The organism is Kitasatospora sp. NPDC056273 (genome assembly GCF_042268845.1).
Taxonomy (GTDB): Bacteria; Actinomycetota; Actinomycetes; order Streptomycetales; family Streptomycetaceae; genus Kitasatospora.
In genome coordinates this window covers 72,725-94,153 of record NZ_JBHJSJ010000015.1, presented here as the reverse complement: position 1 = coordinate 94,153, position 21,429 = coordinate 72,725, and the positions used below count along the sequence as shown (strand labels likewise).

Annotated in this window: 12 protein-coding genes; 5 read left to right on the top strand and 7 right to left on the bottom strand. The window is 74.8% G+C overall.

The window, feature by feature from the left end; all coding sequences use genetic code 11:
* Positions 1–98: 98 nt before the first annotated feature.
* The 6 genes from ACFCY1_RS16240 to ACFCY1_RS16215 all read right to left on the bottom strand — a co-directional run bounded on the left by ACFCY1_RS16240 (position 99) and on the right by ACFCY1_RS16215 (position 9,136).
* Complete coding sequence (locus tag ACFCY1_RS16240; RefSeq protein ID WP_049658093.1) at positions 99–1,424, bottom strand: M1 family metallopeptidase; 1,326 nt, start codon at positions 1,422–1,424, stop codon at positions 99–101.
* Between the two features lie 47 nt (positions 1,425–1,471).
* Positions 1,472–5,434 carry a Pls/PosA family non-ribosomal peptide synthetase gene (locus ACFCY1_RS16235; protein WP_375874970.1) on the bottom strand — a complete coding sequence of 1,321 codons (3,963 nt, stop codon included), beginning with the start codon at positions 5,432–5,434 and terminating at the stop codon, positions 1,472–1,474.
* Between the two features lie 391 nt (positions 5,435–5,825).
* Positions 5,826–6,692, bottom strand: coding sequence for an NmrA family NAD(P)-binding protein (locus ACFCY1_RS16230; RefSeq protein WP_375874969.1), 867 nt, complete (start codon positions 6,690–6,692; stop codon positions 5,826–5,828).
* Positions 6,689–7,177, bottom strand: a complete 489-nt coding sequence (locus ACFCY1_RS16225; RefSeq protein WP_375874968.1) for a hypothetical protein — start codon at positions 7,175–7,177, stop codon at positions 6,689–6,691. The genes ACFCY1_RS16230 and ACFCY1_RS16225 overlap by 4 nt, the downstream gene beginning before the upstream one ends.
* A 114-nt stretch (positions 7,178–7,291) precedes the next feature.
* Complete coding sequence (locus ACFCY1_RS16220; protein WP_375874967.1) at positions 7,292–7,813, bottom strand: MarR family winged helix-turn-helix transcriptional regulator; 522 nt, start codon at positions 7,811–7,813, stop codon at positions 7,292–7,294.
* Positions 7,814–7,870: 57 nt separating this feature from the next.
* Positions 7,871–9,136, bottom strand: a complete 1,266-nt coding sequence (locus tag ACFCY1_RS16215; RefSeq protein ID WP_375874966.1) for an FAD-dependent monooxygenase — start codon at positions 9,134–9,136, stop codon at positions 7,871–7,873.
* Positions 9,137–9,336: 200 nt separating this feature from the next.
* On the opposite strand from ACFCY1_RS16215, the gene ACFCY1_RS16210 reads away from it, so the two are divergent.
* The 3 genes from ACFCY1_RS16210 (at position 9,337) to ACFCY1_RS16200 (ending at position 13,946) form a co-directional block, all read left to right on the top strand.
* Complete coding sequence (locus tag ACFCY1_RS16210) at positions 9,337–9,942, top strand: TetR/AcrR family transcriptional regulator (RefSeq protein WP_375874965.1); 606 nt, start codon at positions 9,337–9,339, stop codon at positions 9,940–9,942.
* 406 nt (positions 9,943–10,348) lie between these two features.
* Positions 10,349–11,968: an alpha/beta hydrolase gene (locus ACFCY1_RS16205; protein ID WP_198959396.1), complete on the top strand. Its 1,620-nt coding sequence runs from the start codon at positions 10,349–10,351 to the stop codon at positions 11,966–11,968.
* 355 nt (positions 11,969–12,323) lie between these two features.
* Positions 12,324–13,946, top strand: a complete 1,623-nt coding sequence (locus ACFCY1_RS16200) for an FAD-dependent oxidoreductase (RefSeq protein WP_375874964.1) — start codon at positions 12,324–12,326, stop codon at positions 13,944–13,946.
* A 123-nt stretch (positions 13,947–14,069) separates the two neighbouring features.
* Here ACFCY1_RS16200 and ACFCY1_RS16195 read toward each other — a convergent pair whose 3' ends face one another.
* On the bottom strand, positions 14,070–14,801 hold the full coding sequence (locus ACFCY1_RS16195; RefSeq protein ID WP_049656422.1) for an ABC transporter ATP-binding protein: 732 nt from the start codon (positions 14,799–14,801) through the stop codon (positions 14,070–14,072).
* Positions 14,802–15,231: 430 nt separating this feature from the next.
* Here ACFCY1_RS16195 and ACFCY1_RS16190 point away from each other — a divergent pair, with 430 nt between their 5' ends.
* Together ACFCY1_RS16190 and ACFCY1_RS16185 are read left to right on the top strand one after the other, a co-directional pair.
* Positions 15,232–18,573 carry an ABC transporter permease gene (locus tag ACFCY1_RS16190; RefSeq protein ID WP_375874963.1) on the top strand — a complete coding sequence of 1,114 codons (3,342 nt, stop codon included), beginning with the start codon at positions 15,232–15,234 and terminating at the stop codon, positions 18,571–18,573.
* A complete protein-coding gene (locus tag ACFCY1_RS16185; RefSeq protein ID WP_375874962.1) occupies positions 18,570–21,416 on the top strand; it encodes a hypothetical protein in 2,847 nt (948 codons plus the stop codon). The genes ACFCY1_RS16190 and ACFCY1_RS16185 overlap by 4 nt, the downstream gene beginning before the upstream one ends.
* The last annotated feature ends 13 nt before the right edge of the window (positions 21,417–21,429 follow it).

The following is a 21,429-nucleotide window of genomic DNA, read 5'->3' as shown; positions in this document are numbered from 1 at the left end:
GCCCGGCCGCGACGCCGACCCAATAATCCCGCGCACGGGCCCAATAACCCCCGCGCCCGGGCCCGGTGACCGGATCAGGCCGGGCCCGGTGAACCGGATCAGCCCGGCAGCGGCGGCAGTTCCGGCCGTTCCAGCCAGGCCTCGAAGAGCGGGCCGAGCGGCGCGGCGGTGTACCGGGCGGCGTGCGCGCGCAGGTCGGCGGTGGCGACCACGCCGTGCCGGTTGGCGCCCGTCCAGTCCCGCAGCATCGCGAAGAACGCGTCGTCGCCGAGCGCCCGCCGCAGCGCGTGCACCACCAGCCCGCCGCGCTGGTACAGCCGGTCGTCGAACATCAGCCTGCGGCCCGGGTCGCCGAGCGTCAGGTCCTGCGGCAGCCCGGCCAGCAGCCGGTGCGCGGCGGCGGCGTGCACGGCCGCGCCCGGGCCGCCGGCGTGCTCGGACCAGAGCCACTCCGCGTACTTGGCGAAGCCCTCGTTGAGCCAGATGTGCCGCCAGTCGGCGATGGTGACGCTGTTGCCGAACCACTGGTGGGCCAGCTCGTGGGCGATCAGCCGCTCGCGCTCCCAGCCGCCGCCGAGGTGGTTGGTGCCGAAGGTGGCGACGCCCTGCGCCTCCACCGGGACGTCCAGCTCCTCGTCCGCGACGACCACCGCGTACTCGCCGAACGGGTACGGGCCGAAGACCTCGCCGAAGTACGCCGCCATCTCCGGCTGCCGGGCGAAGTCCCGGGCGAAGGCGGCGGCCAGCCGCTCCGGCACGTAGCCGGTCTGCGGCACCGCCGGGCGCACCGCCAGCGGCACCGGCCGGTAGTGCCCGATCGACACCGTCACCAGGTACGTCGGGGTCGGCGCGCTCTGCTCGTACACCCAGGTGGTGCTGGACGCCCGGGTGGTGCGGGTCAGCAGCCGGCCGCTCGCCACCACCGTGAACGGGGACGGCGTGGTGACCGCCAGCTGGTAGGTCGCCTTGTCGGCGGGGCGGTCGTTGCACGGGAACCAGGACGGCGCGCCGACCGGCTGGCTCGCCACCAGCGCGCCCTCGGTCAGCTCCTCCCAGCCCAGGCCGCCCCACGGGCTGCGCACCGGGCGCGGGTTGCCCGCGTAGTGCACCTCGACGGTGAACGCCGCGCCCGGCGCGAGCGCCCTGGCGGGGCGGATCCGCAGCTTGCCGCCGCGGTGGGTGTAGCGGGCGGCCTTGCCGTCGACCAGCACCCGGCCGATCCGGAACTCGGCCAGGTCGAGCGCGAACTCGGCCAGCGCCGCGTCCGCGACCGCGCTCAGCCGGGCCGAGCCGGCCAGCCGGTTGGGCCCGGGCCGGTAGTCCAGCGCCAGCTCGTAGCGGTGCACCCGGTAGCGGTGGTCGCCGCTGTTCGGGAAGTACGGGTCCGGGGCGCCGGCGGCCGCCGGGACGTGCTTGGGCTTCACGGGGACGTGCGCTTCCTGCGGGCCGGGACGGGGGGACGGGGAGGTGGTCACGGCGTGCTCTGCCACGCCTCGATCGGGTTGCCCAGCCACCGCGTGTCGGCGGGGACGGACTCGGCGCGCATCACCAGCGAGGCCGGGCCCAGCGTGCTGCGCGCGCCCACCGTGCTGCCGGGCAGCACGATGCCGCCCGGGCCCAGGGTGGCGCCCTCGCGGAGGACCACAGTATCCATCCGCATGATCCGGTCGTGGAAGAGGTGCGTCTGCACCACGCAGCCCCGGTTGATGGTGACCCCGTCGCCGAGGGTGACCAGGTCCGCCTCCGGCAGCCAGTAGCTCTCGCACCAGACCCCGTGCCCGACGTGCGCGCCGATCGAGCGCAGCCACAGGTTCAGCACCGGGGTGCCCGGCACCGCGCCGACCAGCCACGGCACCGCCAGCATCTCCACGAAGGTGTCCGCCAGCTCGTTGCGCCACACGAAGCCGCTCCACAGCGGGTGCTCCACCGCCCGGAACCGCCCGACCAGCAGCCACTTGGCGGCGGCCGAGACCAGGCAGGCCAGCGCGCCGGCCGCCAGCAGCACCAGGCCCGACAGCAGCGCGGCGGTCAGCGGCGAGCCGGCCGCCAGCCAGGACAGCGCCGCCGCGGTCAGCAGGCCCAGCGCCGCCGAGGCCAGCACCGGCACCAGCCGGGCCACCTCGACCAGCCCGCGCGCCCACAGCAGTCGGGCCGGCGGCTCGTAGGTCAGGCTCTGGTCGGCCAGGTCCGCCGAGCGCGGCAGCCGCATCGGCGGCATGCCCAGGTACGAGCCGCCCTTCTTCGCCTTCGCCGGCGTCGCCGACAGCACGCCCACCAGGCCGCGCTTGGGCACCGAGCGGCCCGGCGCGGTCATCCCCGAGTTGCCGAGGAACGCCCGCTCGCCGACCTTCGCCTCGCCGAGCCGCACCCAGCCACCGCCGAGTTCGTACGGGGCGATCAGGGTGTCGTCGGCCAGGAACGCGCCGTCGCCGACCGTGGTCAGGCTGGGCAGCGCCAGCACCGTGGACACCTCCGCGCCCCGGCCGACCCGCATCCCGAGGGTGCGCAGCCACAGCGGCGTGACCAGCCCGGCGTAGAGCGGGAACAGCACCTCGCGGGCCCGGTCCATCAGCTGGGTGACGGTCCACGCCTGCCAGCCCACCCGGCCGTGCAGCGGGTGCGTCCCGGGCACCAGGCCGGTGCTCAGCAGCCGGACCAGCACCACCAGCTGCGCCGCGTACACCGCGCCGAACGCCAGCGTGGCGGGCAGCAGGCCGAGCAGCGCGCCGCCGAGCGCCGGGCCGAGCGCCGCGCCCTGCTCGACGAACCGGGACAGCACGGCCAGCGCGGCGAGCGCCGGCAGTGCCGGCAGCAGGCCGAGTACGGCACCGCTGGCGCCGTACAGCGAGGCCCAGCGGGCCCGGCGGGCGGGGCGCTCCTTGGGCCAGGCGCGTTCGGTGCGGCCCAGCTTGACGGCGGGCGCGCCGCCCCAGCGCTGGCCGGTCGGCACCTGCCCGGTGATGCTGGAGCCCGCCGCCACCTGGGCGCGCTTGCCGACCCGGGCACCGGGCAGCAGCGTCGACCGGGTGCCGACCACGGCACCGGAGCCGATCTTGACCTGGCCGATCAGCAGCCGGTCGCCGTCCAGCCAGTAGCCGCACAGGTCCACCTCGGCCTCGACCGCGCAGCCGCGGCCCAGCTTCAGCATCCCGGTGACCGGCGGCAGCGAGTGCAGGTCCACCTCGGGCCCGACCTTGGCGCCCAGCGCCCGGGCGTAGCGCGTCAGCCAGGCGCCGGACAGCGAGTCCGCGCCGCTCAGCTCGGCGAGCCGCTCGGCGGTCCACAGCCGCAGGTGGACGGAGCCGCCGCGCGGGTGGCTGCCCGGGCGCACCCCGCGCAGCAGCAGCCGGGCGCCGCCCGCCGCGAGGGCCAGCCGGCCCGCCGGGGTGTACAGCGCGAGCGCGCCCGCGCCGACCCACCACCAGGAGGCGGTGGGCGCCCACGGGTAGTCGCCGAGGTGGGTCAGCAGGTTCCCGGCGGCCAGCAGGGCGACCGTCCAGCGCAGGCCGACGACGGTGAACAGCGGGACCAGCAGGAGCAGCTGGAGCAGCTTGGCCCTGGTCGGCACCAGGGCGACGGTACGGGCCTCGGCGCTCTCGCCGGCGGAGCGCTCCAGGTGCCGGGCGAGCTTGCGCAGCGTCGGGTGCTGGTAGATGTCCAGCACGGCAGCGCTCGGGTAGCGGGTGCGCAGCAGGGTGGTCAGCCGGGCGGCGGCCAGGCTGCCGCCGCCGATCGCGAAGAAGTCGTCGCGCGGGCCGCCGACCCGCACGCCGAGGATCTCCGACCACTGCTCGGCCAGCCAGGCCTCGGTGCCGTACAGCTCCTCGCCGGGGCCCGCGTTCTCCAGCTCGGGCAGCGGCCAGGGCAGGGCGGCCCGGTCGACCTTGCCGGAGGTCCGGGTGGGCAGGGCCTCGACGGTCGCCAGCAGCGGCACGAGGGCGGCGGGCAGTTCGGCGCGCAGCCGCTCGACGGCCTGCTCGCGGTCGAAGCCGTCCTGGACCACCAGGTAGCCGACCAGCAGCTGGTTGCCGCCGCGCGCGGTCCGGACGGCGGCCGCCGCGCCCGCCACGCCGGGCAGAGCCTGCAGGGCCGCGTCGACCTCGCCGAGCTCGATCCGGCGGCCGCCCAGCTTGATCTGCTCGTCGGTGCGGCCGAGGAACAGCAGGCCGGCCGGGTCCGCCTGGACCAGGTCGCCGCTGCGGTAGGCGCGCTCCCAGCCCAGCGAGGGCAGCGGCGCGTACTTCTCGGCGTCCTTCTCCGGGTCGAGGTAGCGGGCCAGGCCCACCCCGCCGATCACCAGCTGCCCGGTGCCGCCGGGGGCGACCGGCAGGCCGGCCTCGTCCACCACGGCGAGGTCCCAGCCGTCCAGCGGCAGGCCGATCCGCACCGGGCCCTCGCCGGTCAGCAGGGCGGCGCAGGCGACCACGGTGGCCTCGGTGGGGCCGTAGGTGTTCCACAGCTCCCGGCCCTCGGTGACCAGGCGCTGCACCAGCTCGGGCGGGCAGGCCTCGCCGCCGAAGATCAGCAGCCGCACCTCGTTGAGGGCCTCGGCCGGCCACAGCGCGGCCAGGGTCGGGACGGTGGAGACCACGGTGATCTCCTGCTCGGCCAGCCACGGGCCGAGGTCGGCGCCGCTGCGCACCTGGGAGCGGGGGACCGGCACCAGGCAGGCGCCGTGCCGCCAGGCCAGCCACATCTCCTCGCAGGAGGCGTCGAAGGCCACCGAGAGGCCGGCCATCACCCGGTCGCCGGGGCCGATCGGCTCCTCCTGGAGGAAGAGCGCGGCCTCGGCGTCCACGAAGGCGGCGGCGTTGTGGTGGGTGACGGCGACGCCCTTCGGCTTGCCGGTCGACCCGGAGGTGAAGATGATCCAGGCGTCGTCGGCGGGGGTGGGGCGGCGCTCCAGGGCGGGAGCGCGTTCGCCGGTGGTCGCCAGGCCGCGTTCGGCGCCGAGCACGGCGGCGACGGCGGCCTCGCCGAAGACCAGCTCGGCGCGCTCGTCCGGGTCCTCGGCGTCCACCGGGACGTAGGCGGCCCCGGCGGCGAGCACCGCGAGGATCGAGACGTACAGGTCGTTGGTGCCGGAGGGCACGCGCACGCCGACCCGGTCGCCCGGGCCGATCCCGGCGGCGGCCAGCCGGCGGCGCAGCTGCTCGACCTCGGCGGCCAGCGCGCGGTAGCTGAGCACGGTGCGCCCGTCGTCCAGGGCGGGCTCGTCGGGGTGGGCGGACACGGTGGCGTCCAGCACGTCGACCAGGGTGCGCGGGGCGGCGGCCGGGCGGCCGGGGAACAGGGCGAGGGCAGGCTCGGCCTGCGGCACCGGTTCGTGGGCGGGCTCGGCGTGGGGCGTGGACCCCTGGACGGGTTCGGCACGGGGCGTCGGATCCTGCGGTGGCGTGGGGTACTGCTCCGGGTGGCTCGGTTCAGCTGTCATGGCAGCCGTGCGCTCCTCGTCCTCGCCCCGTTCCGACCGATGCCCGGCCCCTGGGGCGGTGGGGGCACCGCCTGATCGGGTGACCCCACTCCGGGGCCGGAGCGGACAACCCGACCGATGGTAGCCCCGGCGCGGCGACCCGGCAGGAGCGGACACACGGCCCAACTGGCGCCGGATTGGCCGAATCTGACGCTTCATCAGTCAATAACTGAGCCCCGTTGGAACCCATGTGACGAGGTGTCAGTGGAATTGACGGATCGTCAGGTCGATTCTTCGACCGTGATCCACGCCACAGTGAATGCTGCTCCCTTCGGGTGGCGGGCCGTCGGCGGGCCGGGTTTCGCGCTCTGGTCCCCTCGGTCCGGCCCCGGCCCGCCGTACGGCCCGGCGCTCAGCGGAACCGGTGCAGGTTCTCGCCGAGGAAGGCCTCCAGGGTGCGCGGGGCGCGTCCGGCGAGGCGGAGGAAGGTGTCGTCCGGCGTCTCCTTGCGGACCACCGCGAGCTGCTGGATCTCCACCACGTGGGTGGCCAGCCAGTCCGGCATCCCGGCCCGGCCGACCAGGTGGGCGTGCAGCTCGGACGGGCCCAGGTCGAGGTAGCGGACCGGCCGGCCGAGCAGCTCGCCCAGCAGTGCGGTGAGCTCCGGGTAGCTGTAGGCCCGCCCGCCGGTGAGCGGATAGGTGCCACCGGCGAGCTCGGGGCGGGTGAGCACCTCGGCCGCCGCGTCCCCGATGTCCCGGGCGTCCACGTAGTTGCAGCGCGCCTGTCCCAGCGCGCCGTGCACCACTCCGGCGGCGGCGATGCCGGGGGCCAGGAGCAGCAGCTTCTGCATGAACGCGTACGGCCGCAGGACGGTGGTGGTGATGCCGGAGGAGCGCAGCCGCTCCTCGATCAGGTGGTGGCCGCGGGAGACGGCGACGGGGGAGTCCGGCTCGGCGGCGGGCGCGGAGACCTTGACGATGTGCTCCACGCCGCAGTCGACCGCCGCCTCGATCGCGTTCAGCTCGTACCGGACCTGCTGCGGGCCGTTGGCCATGGTGAGGAAGAGCTGGTGCGCGCCGCGGAAGGCCGCGCGCAGGGAGGCCGGGTCGGCGGCGTCCGCCGGGAGGGTGGCCGTGCGGGCGAGGGTGCGCTCGTCGAGTGCGGCGGCCAGTCGGGCGGGCTCGCGGCTGAGGGCGCGGCTCGGCGCGCCGAGGGCGGCGAGGCTGCGGAGGGTGGCGCCGCCGGTGGCGCCACCGGCGCCCATGATGACGATCATGATGTCTGCCTTTCGGGGAGGGGTGCGGTGGGGAGTCGGTGCTGTGCCGTGCGGGCCGGGCGGCTGCCGCGCCAGTGCCAGGTGGTGATGGTGGCGGCGATCGCCGAGGAGACCGGCAGGTCGATGGGGAGCCGGTGCGGCCACGGGCTGTCGGCCAGCCGGGGGACCTGCGGCAGCCAGTGGGCGGCGGCGAGGCCGACGGCCAGGCCGAGCGCGGCTCCGGCCAGGCCGAGGGCGGCGGCCGCGAGGGCGCGCGGGGTCCGGGCCGGCCGGGCGCGGACGGGGCGGCGGCGCAGCGCGGCGCCGAGGGCGGCGGCCACCAGGGCGGAGGTGCCGCCGATGGTGGTGAGCGCGGCGGCCACCAGCTGGGGCTGGCCGGTGATGGCTCCGCCGGCCCCGGCCATGGCGGCGGGCATGGCGTAGGCGAGCAGGACCTCGCGCCACAGGACGAAGGGCGGGGGAGCGCCGGGGGCCTTCTTGCTCATCGGAGCGGATGTCCTTTCGTTGGTAGTTAGGCACCTAAGTATTTGTGCTTAGGTGCCTAACTATTGGGGCTGAGGGGAGGCGGGCCACCGAACGGCGGCCCGCCTGGGTGCGGATCAGTCCTCGGTGAGCGCGTCCATGCCCGCGACCACCCGGCCCAGCAGGTCCAGGAAGGTGGCGCGCTCCTCGGTGGAGAGCCCCCCGACCAGCGCCTGCATCCGGGCGAAGTGCTCGGGCGCCAGCTCCCGCAGCCGGTCGGCGCCCCGCGCGGTGAGGATCACCACGTTGCCGCGGCCGTCCTCGGTGGACGGCCGGCGGGCCACCAGGCCCTCCCGCTCCAGGCCGTCGACCAGGCCGGTCACCGTCGCTCGGGAGACGCCGAGACTCGCCGCGAGCTGGGAGGGCGACTTCTCGCCGCCGTGGTCCTCCAGGTCCGCCAGCAGTCGGTAGCGGCCGGTGGAGAGGCCGAAGCGGCCGAAGTGCACCTCGCCGGCCTGGTTGATCCGGGCGCCCGCCGCCATCAGCCGGGTCGCGACCAGAATCGCCTGCGGATCGGCCGAGAGGCCGTAGCGGGCGATCTGGCGGCGCGCCTGGTCGAGGCTGGGGGCGGTGGGACCGCCCTCGGAGTACTGGGTCACGAGAAGTAATATGGCGCCTAACTTGATTCCGCGTCAAGCGGGACCATGGGCTTGTGCCTAGGCGGCACGCGGAGCGATCTGCGGCGGCGTCCAGTCGGCGTGCCGCAGGACGGTCCGGACCATCGCGCCGGGCGGGGTGAGCCGGATCGCGGCGTTGCGCAGGCCGACCGCCAGGGGGTGGGCGAGCTGCTGGCCCATCCGGCCGGCCCGGCGGGCGTCCCGGGCCACGGTCTGGCTGCGCGGACGGCGGGCCGCGTCGTACCGGGCGAGCGCGCCCTCGACCGTCCGGGCCTCGGCGAGCGCCGCCGCCAGGGTCACCGCGTCCTCCAGGGCCTGGCAGGCGCCCTGGCCGAGGTGGGGCGTCATGGCGTGCGCCGCGTCGCCGAGCAGTGCGACCCGCCCCGAGACGTAGGAGGGCAGCGGGGTGGTCAGCTCGTTGATGTCGTGGTGCAGCACCGCCTCCGGCCGGGTCGCGGCCAGCAGCGAGGGGATCGGCTCGTGCCAGGGCGCGAAGCGGCGGCGGACCTCGGCCAGCGGGTCCCGGTAGCGGACCCCGGCCGGGGCGTTCAGGACCGCGTGCCACTCGGCGGTGTCGTCCGGGAAGGCGATGTGGCCGAACTCGGCGCCGTGTCCCCAGGTGATCTCGAAGTCGGCCCTCAGTCCGTCGACCGGGCGCTCGGTGATCGCGCGGAGCACCGTCGAGCCGCTGTAGACCGGCCCGGGATGGTCGGGGAAGAGGCGGCGCCGGAGCCTGCTGTTGATGCCGTCGGCCGCGACCAGGAGGTCGGCCTCCAGGAAGTCGGCCTTCGGGCGGTCGGCCTTCGGGCGGTCGGCGTGCTGGGGGTCGGCCTGCCGGGGGTTGGCCTGCTGGGTGTCGGTCGCCGGGGTGGTGCCGCCGAACCCGGCCCGGACCCGGAACGGCCGGGTGGTGTCCAGCTCGGTCACCTCGGCGCCGACGATCAGGGACTCGGCGGGCAGCGCCTCGCGCAGGATGCGGTGCAGAGCAGCGCGGGGGATCCCGACGATCGGGGCGCCCAGCTCGCGTTCCAGTGCCGCACCGTCCATCGCGGCGAGCCGGCGGCCATCCGGCGTCCGGGTGCCGCCGGTGTACTGGCGGCGGGCGGCAGCCTCGACCGCCTCGCCGACCCCCAGGGCGGCGAGCGCGCGCATCCCGTTGGCGGCCAGCGAGATGCCGGCGCCCGCATCGTCCAGGACGGCCGCCCGCTCGACCACGGTCACATCCCACCCCGCCAGTCGGAGCCCGATCGCGGCCGCCAGTCCGCCGATGCCGCCCCCGACCACCACCGCGCTGCTGCTGCTCATGCCCGGTCCTTCCCGTGTTGCCGCGCCGCTTTCTACATCTGTAGAAGGAGCGTACTACGGGGCTGTCGGCAGGTGGACGGGGGTGGGGGCGGGTCCGACGGGGTCCGCCGGGGCGGTTCGGGGTGGTGGGGTGGCGGTCGGCGGTCGGCTCGGACCGAGGTGGTGCGCGCCGGGTGCCGCGGCCCCGGTAAAAAGGAGGGATGCGGCGACACGAGGGCCAGAAGCGGGACGATGCGGGGCGGCCGGACCGCCGGACGGTGTTGGCGGACGCCGCGATCGGGGTGCTGGCCGACCTCGGGGTGCGCGGACTGACCCACCGGGCGGTCGACGCGGCGGCCGGGCTGCCGGTTGGAACCACCTCGGCCTACCTGCGGACCAGGCAGGCCCTGCTCACCGCGCTGGTGCGGCGGCTGGTGGAGCTGGACCAGGGCGAGCTGCACGCCATGGGGGAGCGGGTGCCGGTCCGTTCGTCGGAGGAACTGGCCGACGGCATCGCCGAGTTGATGCGGCAACGACTGTCCGGCGACGGGCGGCGGCGCTCGCTGGCCCGGTACGCCTGCGCGGTGGAGAGCGTGCGCGATCCCGAACTGCGCGAGATCCTCGTCCCGCGGGAGAATGCCGGGCGCGCCGCCGTCCGCGCGTTCCTCGCCGACCGGGGCGTGAGCGACCCCGACGGGCGGACCGCCACACTGCTGGCCTGCGTCGACGGTCTGGTCTTCGAGCACCTGGTGGGCGGCGGCGAGCCCGGTGCCGACGCGATCCAGGGGCTGGTGGCGGCCGCCCTGCGGGGAGCGGCCGCGAGTTGAGGCGTGCCGCTCCTCGCCGGCGCGACCCGGCTCGCGCCTGCGAGGCGTGGGACCATCTCCCGTCCACGGGCCGCCGAGCACCGGCGGGGAGCGCCGTGCCCTCGATGCCGATCGCGCAATAGCGGGAGCCCCGGATGTTCGGCCGCGCGGGAAATCCGCGCCCTCGGTCGGCTGCGCAGGCCCCCCGCCGGACGCCGCCCGCCCCCACCGAACCCGGACGGCCGACGGTCGATCGGCAACGCGGGATGACGAAATCTCAGGTCAATCAACCGTCAAGTTGGTTCATTCACAGAATATTTCGCGATGTGTCACATGACGGGTGGATGATTTACGCCGCTCCCAGGTCTTCCCACGGAGATCTCCGACTGACAGGCTGGGGCCGCCCTTTCAGTACGGAGGAGGTTCCTTGTCCCGCATATCCACGCTGGCCGGAGCGGTCACCTGCGCTCTCGCACTTGTCACCGGCACCGCCGCCGCCGCTTCGGCAGCGCCTATTGACCAGACCCCGAGCCTGGCCGAGGCGAAGGTCGATCCCGTCGCCTGGACGCCGTGCAACCCCGACCCGACCAAGCCGGACCCCGGCATCTACGACTGTGCCGTCTACCCCGTGCCGCTGGACTACGACAAGCCGTCGGGCGAGAAGGTCGGCATCGCGATGATGCGGCGGCGGGCGAGCGACCCGTCGAAGCGGATCGGCTCGCTGTTCCTCAACCCGGGCGGCCCGGGCGGCAGTGGCTACCTGTGGGCGACGACCGCCCGCTTCGGCACCGAGGTGCAGTCGAAGTTCGACCTGGTCGGCTTCGACCCGCGCGGCGTGGCCCGGAGCAACCCGCTCAAGTGCTTCAAGACCCAGGAGGACGCCGACGCGGTCACCAACCGCATGGTCGGCGTGCCGGTCACCAAGGCCGAGATCAACGAGACGCTGGACGCGGACCAGGACTACACCGACGCGTGCAGCAAGAACGCCGGCCCGCTGATCGAGCACATGTCGACCATCAACGTGGTGCGCGACCTCGACCGGATGCGCCGCGCCGTCGGTGACGCCCAGCTCACCTTCGCCGGGTTCTCCTACGGCACCCTGATCGGTTCGACGTACGCCAACATGTACCCGAACAAGGTCCGCGCGATCATCGTCGACGGCAACGTCGACCCGAACCTGCGCCTGCACAACGGCCTGGAGTACGACCGCCAGCGGGCGAACGGCTTCGAGCTGGCCCTGGACGAGTTCCTCAAGCGCTGCCAGACCGCCGGCGCCCCGCGCTGCGCCTTCGGCGAGGGCGACACCCGGGCCAAGTTCGACCAGCTCCGCGACCACCTGCGGACCAGCCCGATCACGCTGCCGAACGGCTCCAAGGTGACGCTGAGCAGCTTCACCGGCGAGGTGGCCAGCGCCCTGTACTCGCAGGCCAAGCTGGCCCCGCTGGCCAAGTCCCTCCAGGCGACCTACCAGGTGTTCCAGAAGCCGGCCGCGGCCGCTCTGCTGGCCCCGCAGGCGAACGTCTCGGACGAGGACGCCAACCTGCTCTCGGTGGACGTCCCGCGGACGGCGCTGCGGGAGGCCCCGGTCGACTCCGAGTACACCGCGGACGACTCCTACATGGCCGTCAACTGCCAGGACAAGCCGTACCCCTCCAACGACCGGGTGTTCGCGAACGCGGCCAAGGCCTGGGAGAAGGAGATGCCGACCTTCGGCCGCTACCAGGCCTTCGACGCGCCCGCGTGCGCGAGCTGGCCGGCCCCGGCCCGGGACGCCGAGCGCTTCTCCGGCCCGTGGAACAAGAAGACCTCCAACACCGTGATGGTGATCGGCAACCTCTACGACCCGGCCACCCAGTACAAGTTCGCCCAGCGGATGCAGCAGGAGCTGGGCAACGCGGTGCTGGTCAGCGTCGACTCGATCGAGCACTGCGCGGTCGGCCGCAGCCAGGCGCTGAACAAGATGGTCACCCGCTACCTGGTCGACGGCACCGCGCCGGCGGCCGGCCAGCTGCTGAAGCCGGACGCGGAGATCTTCCCGGCGGTCTGACGGAACGGCCCCCGGTGATCCGGGGGAGGGTTTGACGGTCGTGGTGGTCGGCGGTGCAGCCGGCCACCACGACCGTGTTTTCCGGGCGAGTTCCCGGAGGGCCGGGAGGGCCCGGAGAACGCGGAGACGGATCGTCATCGAACCTCCCGTGGAGCGGATTCCTGCGATTCGTCGGCGACCATAGCCCATGCCACTGACAATGGGATTCCGGCGTCAAGATGACGGTCAAGACCAGGCCGGACCAGCAGGAATGACGTACTGTCACACTTTTCATTAACCGATTCCCGTGGCCGGATATCCGTGTTAGCGTGCGGGCCGCCGGCTTCTCTCGGAATCGGGAAAGTGGGGACGGAACATGCGGTACGAATTCTCCCGGCGGGGATTCCTGGGCGGTGCCGGCGCGGCGGCCGCCGGGATCACCGCCGCTTCCACGGGCGCGGCGGCGGCCGAGGGCGCGCGCCGGGAGCTGCCGAAGGGGCGGTCGGTGCTCCCCGGTGACCCCCGCTACCAGACCCTCGCCCAGGGCTTCAACCAGCGGTGGAGCAGCAGTCCCGCCTACATCCGGCTGGTGGGCGACGAGGCCGACGCGGTCGCCGAGGTGAACCGCGCGCTGGACGCCGGGCTACGGCCAACGGTCCGCGGCGGCGGGCACTGCTACGAGGGTTTCGTCGACAACGACCAGGGCGTCATCCTCGACCTCGGCACGATGCGCGGCGTCGCCGCCTCGACCGACAAGTTCGGCCGGCCCACCTACGGCGTCGACGGCGGCGCGACCAACTGGGACGTCTACACCACGCTTTTCCGCGAGTACGCCGTCACCCTGCCCGCCGGGTCCTGCTACTCGGTCGGCGCGGGCGGGCACGTCTGCGGCGGCGGGTACGGCCTGCTCTCCCGGCGGCACGGGCTCACCGTCGACCACCTCGTCCAGGTCGACGTGGTCACCGTCCGGGGCGGCCGGGCGGTGGTGACGAAGGCGCACCGCGAGGACGCGCCGGGCTCGCCCGAGCAGGACCTCTTCTGGGCCCACACCGGCGGCGGGGGCGGGAACTTCGGGGTGGTGCTGCGGTACCACTTCGCGTCGGACGTGCCCCAGCCGCCGCCCCGGGTCTGGCTGAGCAGCGTGGCCTGGCCCTGGGCCGAACTGCTCCGGCAGCCGGCCGACTTCGAGACCCTGGTGGCCAACTTCGGTGCCTTCATGGCCGAGCACAGCGGCCCGCGGGAGGCGGTGTACCAGGGGCTGTTCGCCATCCTCAAGCTCACCCACCACTCCAACGGGAACGTCGTCCTGTTCAGCCAGTGGGACGGAGCGGACCCGGCCCCGCTCGACGCCTTCGTGGCCGCCGTCGAACAGGGGATGACGACGCGCCCGGTGGTGCAGACCCGCTCGGCCGGCGGGCTGTTCCTGCCCTACCCGGACAAGCGGCGCCGGATGCCGTGGTTCCAGGCGACCATGACGCTCAACCCCTCGGGAGACAACGAGCGGGGCAAGCACAAGTCGGCCTACCACCGGGAGCCGTTCTCCCCGGCGCAGATCGCCGCCTTCTGGGACTGGCTGACGCGGGACGTCGAGGGGGCGGACCTCTCGAACACGGTGGTCCAGATCGACTCCTACGGCTGCCGGATCAACGCCCGCCGCCCCGAGGAGACGGCTGTCCCGCAGCGCGACTCGATCATGAAGCTGCAGTACCAGACGCACTGGACGGACCCGGCCGAGGACGAGAAGCACCTCGCCTACCTGAGCGGGCTGTACCGCGACGTCTACCGGGAGACGGGCGGTGTCCCGGAGGTCGACACCGCGACGGACGGCGCCTACGTCAACTACCCGGACACCGACCTGGGCACCGCCGACCAGCCCGACCCGGACTACCCGCGCCTCTACTACAAGGGCAACTACCCACGGCTGCAACGCACCAAGGCCTACTGGGACGGGGAGGAGGTGTTCCACCACGCCCAATCGATCGTCCCGGCCGGGCCCTGAGTCCGAGCGCCGGCGCCCCACGGGGGCGGGGAGGCACCCCGCATCCCCACCCCCGTAAAGCAGTCCTGTCACGCGCACCCGTAGCGCACACCGGGATCAGCCCCGGGGCCCGGGCCCGTTCCGCTAGGCGGCCTGCTCCGCCTCCTCCTCGACGATCCGTCCGTCCCGGACCTCGATCACCCGGTCGGCGAGCCCCATCAGCGTCGGGTCGTGGGTGGCGACCAGCACGGTGACGCCCTCGCTGCGCACCACCGCGCGCAGCAGCTCCATGATCGAGCGGCCGGTCTCGGAGTCCAGCTGACCGGTCGGCTCGTCGGCGATGATCAGGCTGGGCTGGTTGGCCAGCGCACGGGCGATGGCGACGCGCTGCTGCTGGCCGCCGGAGAGCTCGCCGGGGCGCTGGTTGGCGTGGTCGGCGAGGCCGACCAGGGCGAGGAGGGTGTGGGCGCGCTCCTCGCGCTCGGCGGCCGGGGCCTTGCGCAGCCGCAGGGGCACGCCGACGTTCTCGGCGGCGGTGAGCATCGGGATCAGCCCGAAGGACTGGAAGACGAAGCCGATCCGCTCCCGCCGCAGGGCGAGCCGGCCGTCCTCGTCCAGCGAGGCGAGGTCGATGCCGTCCAGCGCGATGCTGCCGCCGGTCGGTGCGTCCAGGCCGCCGACCAGGTTCAGCAGGGTGGTCTTGCCGGAGCCGGACCGGCCCTTGAGCGCGGTGAGTTCACCACGGCCGACGGTGAACGAGACGCCGCGCAGGGCGTGCACGGTCCGCTCACCGGTGCCGAAGCTCCGGCGGAGGTCGGTGACGGCCACCATCGGCTGGGTGGTGGTGTCGGCGGTGGCGGCCTGAGGCTGCGTCATGCGGCGTCCCCCTGTGGGCGTGGCGGCCCGGTTCCATCCGGGTCCCGTCCGGTTCTACGGATATGAGTGCTCCGGCGGTTCACGTTCCCGGGCGGGAATCCGAGAAGTCGGTGTCCCGGGCCAAAGGAGTGCGCCGAAGCCGGATTTGTGAGGTGTTCATGGCATTTCAAGTAGGGCATCCCCGGCCGGGATGCTACCAATGAAAGGAATTTGCTCACTGCTTACTTGATTCGCGCAAGTCCCTTCCGTTCCTGGATCGAATCTGACAGCATCGTCCGCTATCCGGCGACCGATAGCCGGTGATCAATGCGCCGGTGTGCCCGCGGTGTGTCCATCTGTGACCGATCTGCACGCGGATCGGCACTCGGATCGGACCGACGAGCGGGGCCCGGGGATGCAACCGGGGACGTAAGTCCGGGGGAGGAACCTGATGCTCGGCTTCGTCGTGCGCCGACTGCGCGGACGAGTGCCGCTGGCTGCCGCCGTCCTGCTCGCGGTGCTGATCACCACATCCGTGCTGACCGCCTTGGTCGCCTTCAACAGCAGTGTCGGCGAGGCCGGCCTGCGACAGGCGCTCCAAGGGCCCGGTCACGCACGGACCACGGTGACGGTGACCGGCGAGCACGGGCTCGACCAGCGGACGAAGGACGAGGAGGCGCTCGCCTCCTACCGGCAGAAGCTCTTCGGCGACCTGCCCGTGCACACCGACAGCGTGATGCGCAGCCGCTCCTACAGCCTGCCCGGCTCCGGGGGCGCGGCGAACGGCGGCCCGGCCAACGGCACCGCGGCCAACGGCAGCCCGGCGAGCGGCACCGGCGCAGCCGGCGCCTCCGCCGGCCAGGCCCCCGGCGCCCAGCTCGACCTGACGGTCCTCGCCGACCTCGACCGCGGCCGGGTCCAACTGGTGGCCGGCGCCTGGCCGGGCGCCGCCACCGGGCCGGCCCAGTCCGCCGCCCCGGAGGCCGCCGTCCCGCAGAGCCTGCTGCGCCGGCTCGGTCTGACCGAGCAGGCCCTGCCCGCCGAGGTCCGGCTCGTCGACCGGAACGACAGCAAGCCGCTGACCGTCCGGATCACCGGCGTCTACCGGGCCACCGACCCGGCCGCCCCGTACTGGCGGATCGACCCGGTCGGCGGCCACGAGATCGAGGTCGCCGGCTTCACCACCTTCGGCCCGATGATGGTCGACCAGAGCGCCTTCACCACGGCCGGCCTGGTCCAGAGCAGCCGCGGCTGGTCGCTGGACGCCGACTTCTCCGGCGTCGACCGGGCCGCCGCGCAGGCCGTCGGCGACCGCGCCCAGCGCCTCTCCGATGAGCTGCGGACCTCCGGTTCGCTCGCCGCGAAGACCGAACTGCCCGACATCATGCGCGAGTTGTCCGACAGCATGGTGGTCGCCCGGTCCACCCTGCTGATCGGCGCCCTCCAGCTGGCGGTGCTCGCCGCGGCGGCCCTGCTGCTGGTCGTGCACCTGATCGCCGCGCGGCAGGAGTCCGAGAACGAGATGCTCGCCGCGCGCGGCGCCTCGGCCGTCCGGCTCGGCTCCTTCACCGCGCTGGAGTCGCTGCTGCTGGCCCTGCCCGCGGCGGTGTTCGCGCCGCTGCTGACCCCGTTCCTGGTCCGCGCGCTGGCCGGCCTCGGCAGCGCCCACCAGGTCGCCCTGGACACCGGCATCAGCTGGTCGCTCTGGCCGGTGGCCGTGGTCTGCGCGTTCGCCTGCATCCTGCTGGCCACCGTGCCGAGCGTGGTGCGTGGCGTCGGTGCCGCCCTGCGCCGCCGGGCCGGCCGCCGCCAGGCGGTGGTCTCCGGCGTCGCCCGCAACGGCGGCGACATCGCCGTGCTCGCCCTGGCCGCGCTCGCCTACCAGCAGCTCGACCAGTACGGCGGCGGGCTGTCCCCCGACTCCACCGGCCGGCTGGACGTGGACCTGCTGCTGGTCGCCACCCCGACCCTCGCCCTGTGCGCCGGCACCCTGGTGGTGCTGCGGCTGCTGCCGGTCGTCGCCCGGCTCGGCGCCCGCGCGGCGGCCCGGGGCAGCGGCCTCGGCCCCGCCATGGTCGGCTGGCAGCTGGCCCGCCGGCCCGGCCGCGCCACCGGCCCCGTCCTGCTCCTCGTCATGGCCGTGGCCACCGGCGTCCTGGCGCTCGGTCAGCACGCCACCTGGACCGCCTCCCAGCGCGACCAGGCGGCCTTCGCCACGGCCGGCGGCCTGCGCATCTCCGGCTCGCACAACGCGCCGATGGGTCAGGGCGGCCGCTACGGCAGCCTGCCCGGCGGCGACCGGCTGGTCGCGGTGGTGCGCGACGAGCAGCCGCTGCAGGGCGGCTCCGGCCAGCTGATGGCCGTGGACGCCGCCGCCTTCGCCGAACGCGTCCCGGTCCGCTCCGACCTGCTCGACGGCCGCACCGGTACGGAGGTCTTCGGCTCGCTCGCCTCCCCCGCCCCCGCCGGCATCCCGCTGCCCGGCAGCCCGCTGCGGATCGACGCGGACATCGCGGTGAGCCAGCAGGAGCCGAAGAACTCGCGGTTCACCAGCGTCCCGATCCAGCCCGAGGTCCGGCTGCTGCTGCGCGACCGCTTCGGCCTGGTCCACAAGGTCCCGTTCGGCGAGCTCCCGATGAACGGCCAGGTCCACTCCTCGATCCGGCTCGGCGCGCTGGTCGACGCCCCGGTGGGCTCGGTCGCCGCCCCGCTGACAGTGGTCGGCGCGAACGTCGCCTTCGGCGACCGCAGCGAGGGCGAGGTCACCCTGCGGAACCTGGCCGTCTCGGACACCGCCGACGGACCGTCCACCGCCGTCCCGGTGCCGTCCGGTGCCGGCTGGACCATCAAGCCGCCGGAGTCCCGCAACGGCGCGGGCGGCTCGCCGGTGGCCGCGCTCGCCTCCGAAGCGGCCGCCCCCGACAGCCTGTTCACGGTCCGCTACCACCCCGCGGGCGGCATCGGAGACCCGATCCGCGCGGTGCTGAGCCCGACCGGGGCGCCCCTGCCGGCCGCCGTCAACGGCGTCGCCACCCACGACTACCTGAAGTCCGTCGGAGCCTCCGTCGGCGACACCCTCCAGGTGCCGTTCAGCGGGGTCGTCGTCCCGGTCAAGGTGACCGGCGCGGTCGAGGCCCTCCCGGTGGCCGGCCAGCGGGCGCTGCTGCTGGACCTCGGCTCGGTCGCCCGGATGCTGTCCGTCCAGGACCGCAACCTGCCGTCCCGCACCGAGTGGTGGCTGCCCGCCACGGGGCCGGGCGACCGCATCCCGGCCGAGGCCGCCGCCGCCCTGCGCGGCGCGCCCGGCAGCCAGGACCTCGCGCTCTACGAGGAGGTCTCCGAGGGCCTCCTCGGCGACCCGGTCGGCGCCGCCCCGCAGAGCGCGCTGATGGCCATCGCGATCGTCACCGCCGTGCTCGCCGCGATCGGCTTCGCCGCCGCGGTGGCCGGTTCGGCACACGAGCGCTCCCGGGACTCCGCGCTGCTGCTCGCCCTGGGCGCCCCGCGCAAGCAGGTCACCCGGACCGTCGCCGCCGAGAACGCGGTGCTGGTCGGCCTGGGCGGGATCGTCGGCCTCGCCCTCGGAGCCCTGCTCGTCCGGCTGATCGTGCCCTTCGTGGTGCTGACCCCGGCGGCCCGCCGCCCGGTGCCGGAGGCCCTGGTCGAGCTGCCGTTCGGTCAGGCGCTGCTGTTCGCGGGCGCGATCGCCGTCGTCCCGCTGCTGTCGGCCTTCCTGATCGGCCGCCGGCGTCGAGACGTGGCCGCGCGGCTGCGCCACGTGGAGGAGATGTGACCACCAAGGCCGGCACCACCGTGCCCACCCCCGCGCCGCCGCCGGCGCCCGAACCGGCGCGGGCCCACCGGCCCGCGCCCTGGGTGCGCACCCGGCTGCGCGCGATGCCGCTGGCCGCGCTGCTCACGGCAGCCCTCGCGCTCGTCACCGTCTTCCTGGCGGCGGCCTTCCCGCGCATCGCGGACCGGAACGCGGACAGCGCGCTCCAGGAGTTCACGCGCGGCCTGGGCACCAACGTCACCAACCTGGAGGTCACCTCCGGGCTGGCCCCCGGCGACGACGGCGCCGCCCTCGAAGCCCTGCAGCGGAAGTTCGACGCGCAGATCGGACGGCAGCTGCCGCTGAGCGCGTCCGCCCAGGTCCACGGCACCCGGATCAAGACCGAGCGGAAGATGTTCAACCCGGGGTTCACCCGGCTCTCCGACCGGGCCGTCCCGGGGCTCGGCCTGTTCTACCTGCACGGCCTCGCCGACCGGGCGACGCTGACCGCGGGCACCTGGCCGGGCCCCGCCCCGGTCGACGGCCCGCTGCCGATCGCGCTGAGCCAGCAGGCCGCCGAGGCCATCAACATCAAGGTCGGCGACGTCATCGAGAGCGGCACCGACGGACCGGTCGCGCTGCGCACCACCGTGACCGGCCTCTACCGGGTCAACGACCCCCAGGACCCGTTCTGGGAGGGACTCGGCTGCCCGTCCAGGGCCTGCCTGGGCGTCAAGGGCGAGGACGCGTGGTACTGGACCAGCGGCTTCGTCGACGGCGGCAGCCTGACCGCGCTGGCCCGCTGGGGTTCGAGCGGCCAGAACTTCTGGCGGCTGCCCGTCGACCCCGGCTCGCTGCGCGCCGACGAGCTCGACCACACCCGCGAGGTCCTCGGCTCGTACACGGCCGGCCCCGGCATGACCGCCCTGATCGACGCCACCCTCCGGGCCGACCTGCACGCCACCTCGCTGATGCCGGACGTCCTCGCCCGGGCCACCGCCCGCTACCAGGCCGCGGCCCCGCTCGGCGCCATCGGGCCGGCCGGTGTCGCCGGCGTCGCGGTCGTGGTGCTCTGCCTGGCCGCGGCGCTCAGCACGGACCGGCGCACGGCCGAGATCCGGCTGCTCCAGGCCCGCGGCGGCTCGCGAACCGGGGTACTGCTGCGGCTGCTCGGCGAGGGCGCGGTGACCGTGCTGCCCGCCGCCGTGCTCGGCACGGCCCTCGCGCTGGTGCTGCTGCCCACCCCGCGCTGGGGCACCCCGGTGCTGCTGGCGCTCGCCGTGACCCTGCTCGCGATCCTGGTCTTCCCGGTCCGGGCCGCGCTGCTCTGGGCGCGCCCGCGGGCGGCCGGCGGCTGGCGCCGGATGGTCGGCGAACTCGCCGTGCTGGCCGTCACCGCCGCGGCCGTGGCCGAGGTCCGACGTCGCGGCGTCGGCCACCCCGGTAGCGGCGTCGACCCGCTGCTGGTGGCCGCCCCGCTGCTGCTCGCCGTCTCCGGCGGCCTGCTGCTGGCGAGGATCGAGCCGGTCGTGGTCGGCTGGCTGGCCGCACTCGCCGGCCGCGGCCGCGGCCTGGTCGGCTTCCTCGGCCTGGTCCGGGCCGCCCGCGACAACTCGGGCCGGCGGCGGCCCTCCGCGCTGCCGCTGCTCGCTCTGCTGATCGCCGTCACCGCCACCGGCTTCGGGGCCACCGTGCTCGACACGGTGGACCACTCCCGGGCGCGTGCCGCCCGGCTCTCCACCGGCGGCGACGTGTCCGTCTCCGTCCCGCTCTACGCCAACCTGCCGGAGGCCTTCACCAAGGCGGCCGGCGAACTGCCCGGCGTCCGGGCGGCGACCGGTGCGTGGATCGAGGAGCGGGCCACCTTCGTCGGCGCCGACCGGGAGACCGCCGAGGCCGTCCTGGTGGTGGTCGAGCCCGAGGCCTACGCGGAGATCTCCCGCACCGTCGGGGTCGGCGGGTACGACCCGGCCAGGCTGACCGCTGCCCCGGGCGGCAAGGACGGCCCGGTCCCCGCGCTGTTCAGCCGGGACCTGGCCGCGCACCTGGCCTCGGGCGCACCGCAGGTGCGCACGCCCTCCGGCAGCCAGATGGTCACCAGCGTCGCCGGGATCGTCACCGCCACGCCCGCCTTCCCGGACCCCGGCAAGCCCTTCGTCGTGGTGCCGGCCGGCCCCGCCGCGGAGCACCTGCCGGAGCTCAAGCGGTCGAACCGGGTGAACAAGTGGTTCGCCGTCGGCGACGTCGACCCGGACCGGGTCCGCGCCCTGCTGCGGGAGCGCGCCATCGGCAGCGGCGAGCTCCTGGGGCGCGTCGCCAAGCTGATCGACGCGGAGGCCACGGCGGCCGGGAAGACCACCGCCGGCCTGCCCCCCGGCTACGTGGTGCACAGCAGCCGCGAGAAGGTCGCCGAGCTGGCCGGCGACCCGGTGCAGCACGCCGCCGGGCGGCTGTTCTGGTACTCGGGCTTCGCCGCCGCCGGGTTCGCCCTGCTGGCCGTGCTGCTGACGCTGCTGCGGGCCGCGCCGGACCGTACGGCGGTGCTCGCCCGGCTGCGCACCATGGGCCTGCGGCCCCGGCAGGGCCTGGTGCTGATCATCGCCGAGGCGCTGCCGCAGACCCTGGCGGCGGCCGTCGGCGGCGGGCTGGTCGCGCTGGCCGCGGTCGCCCTGCTCGGGGGCGCCTTCGACCTCTCGGCGCTGGTCGGTGCCACCGTCGGCGAGACCCTGGCCCCGGCGGTGCTGCCGGTGCTGCTGCCCACCGCCGGTCTGGCCCTGGTGGTCGGCCTCGGCGTGGTGCTGGAGACCCTGGTCGCCGGCCGGCGCCAGATCGCCACCGAACTGCGAGCGGGGGAACGGCAATGAGGCCGGCACGGAT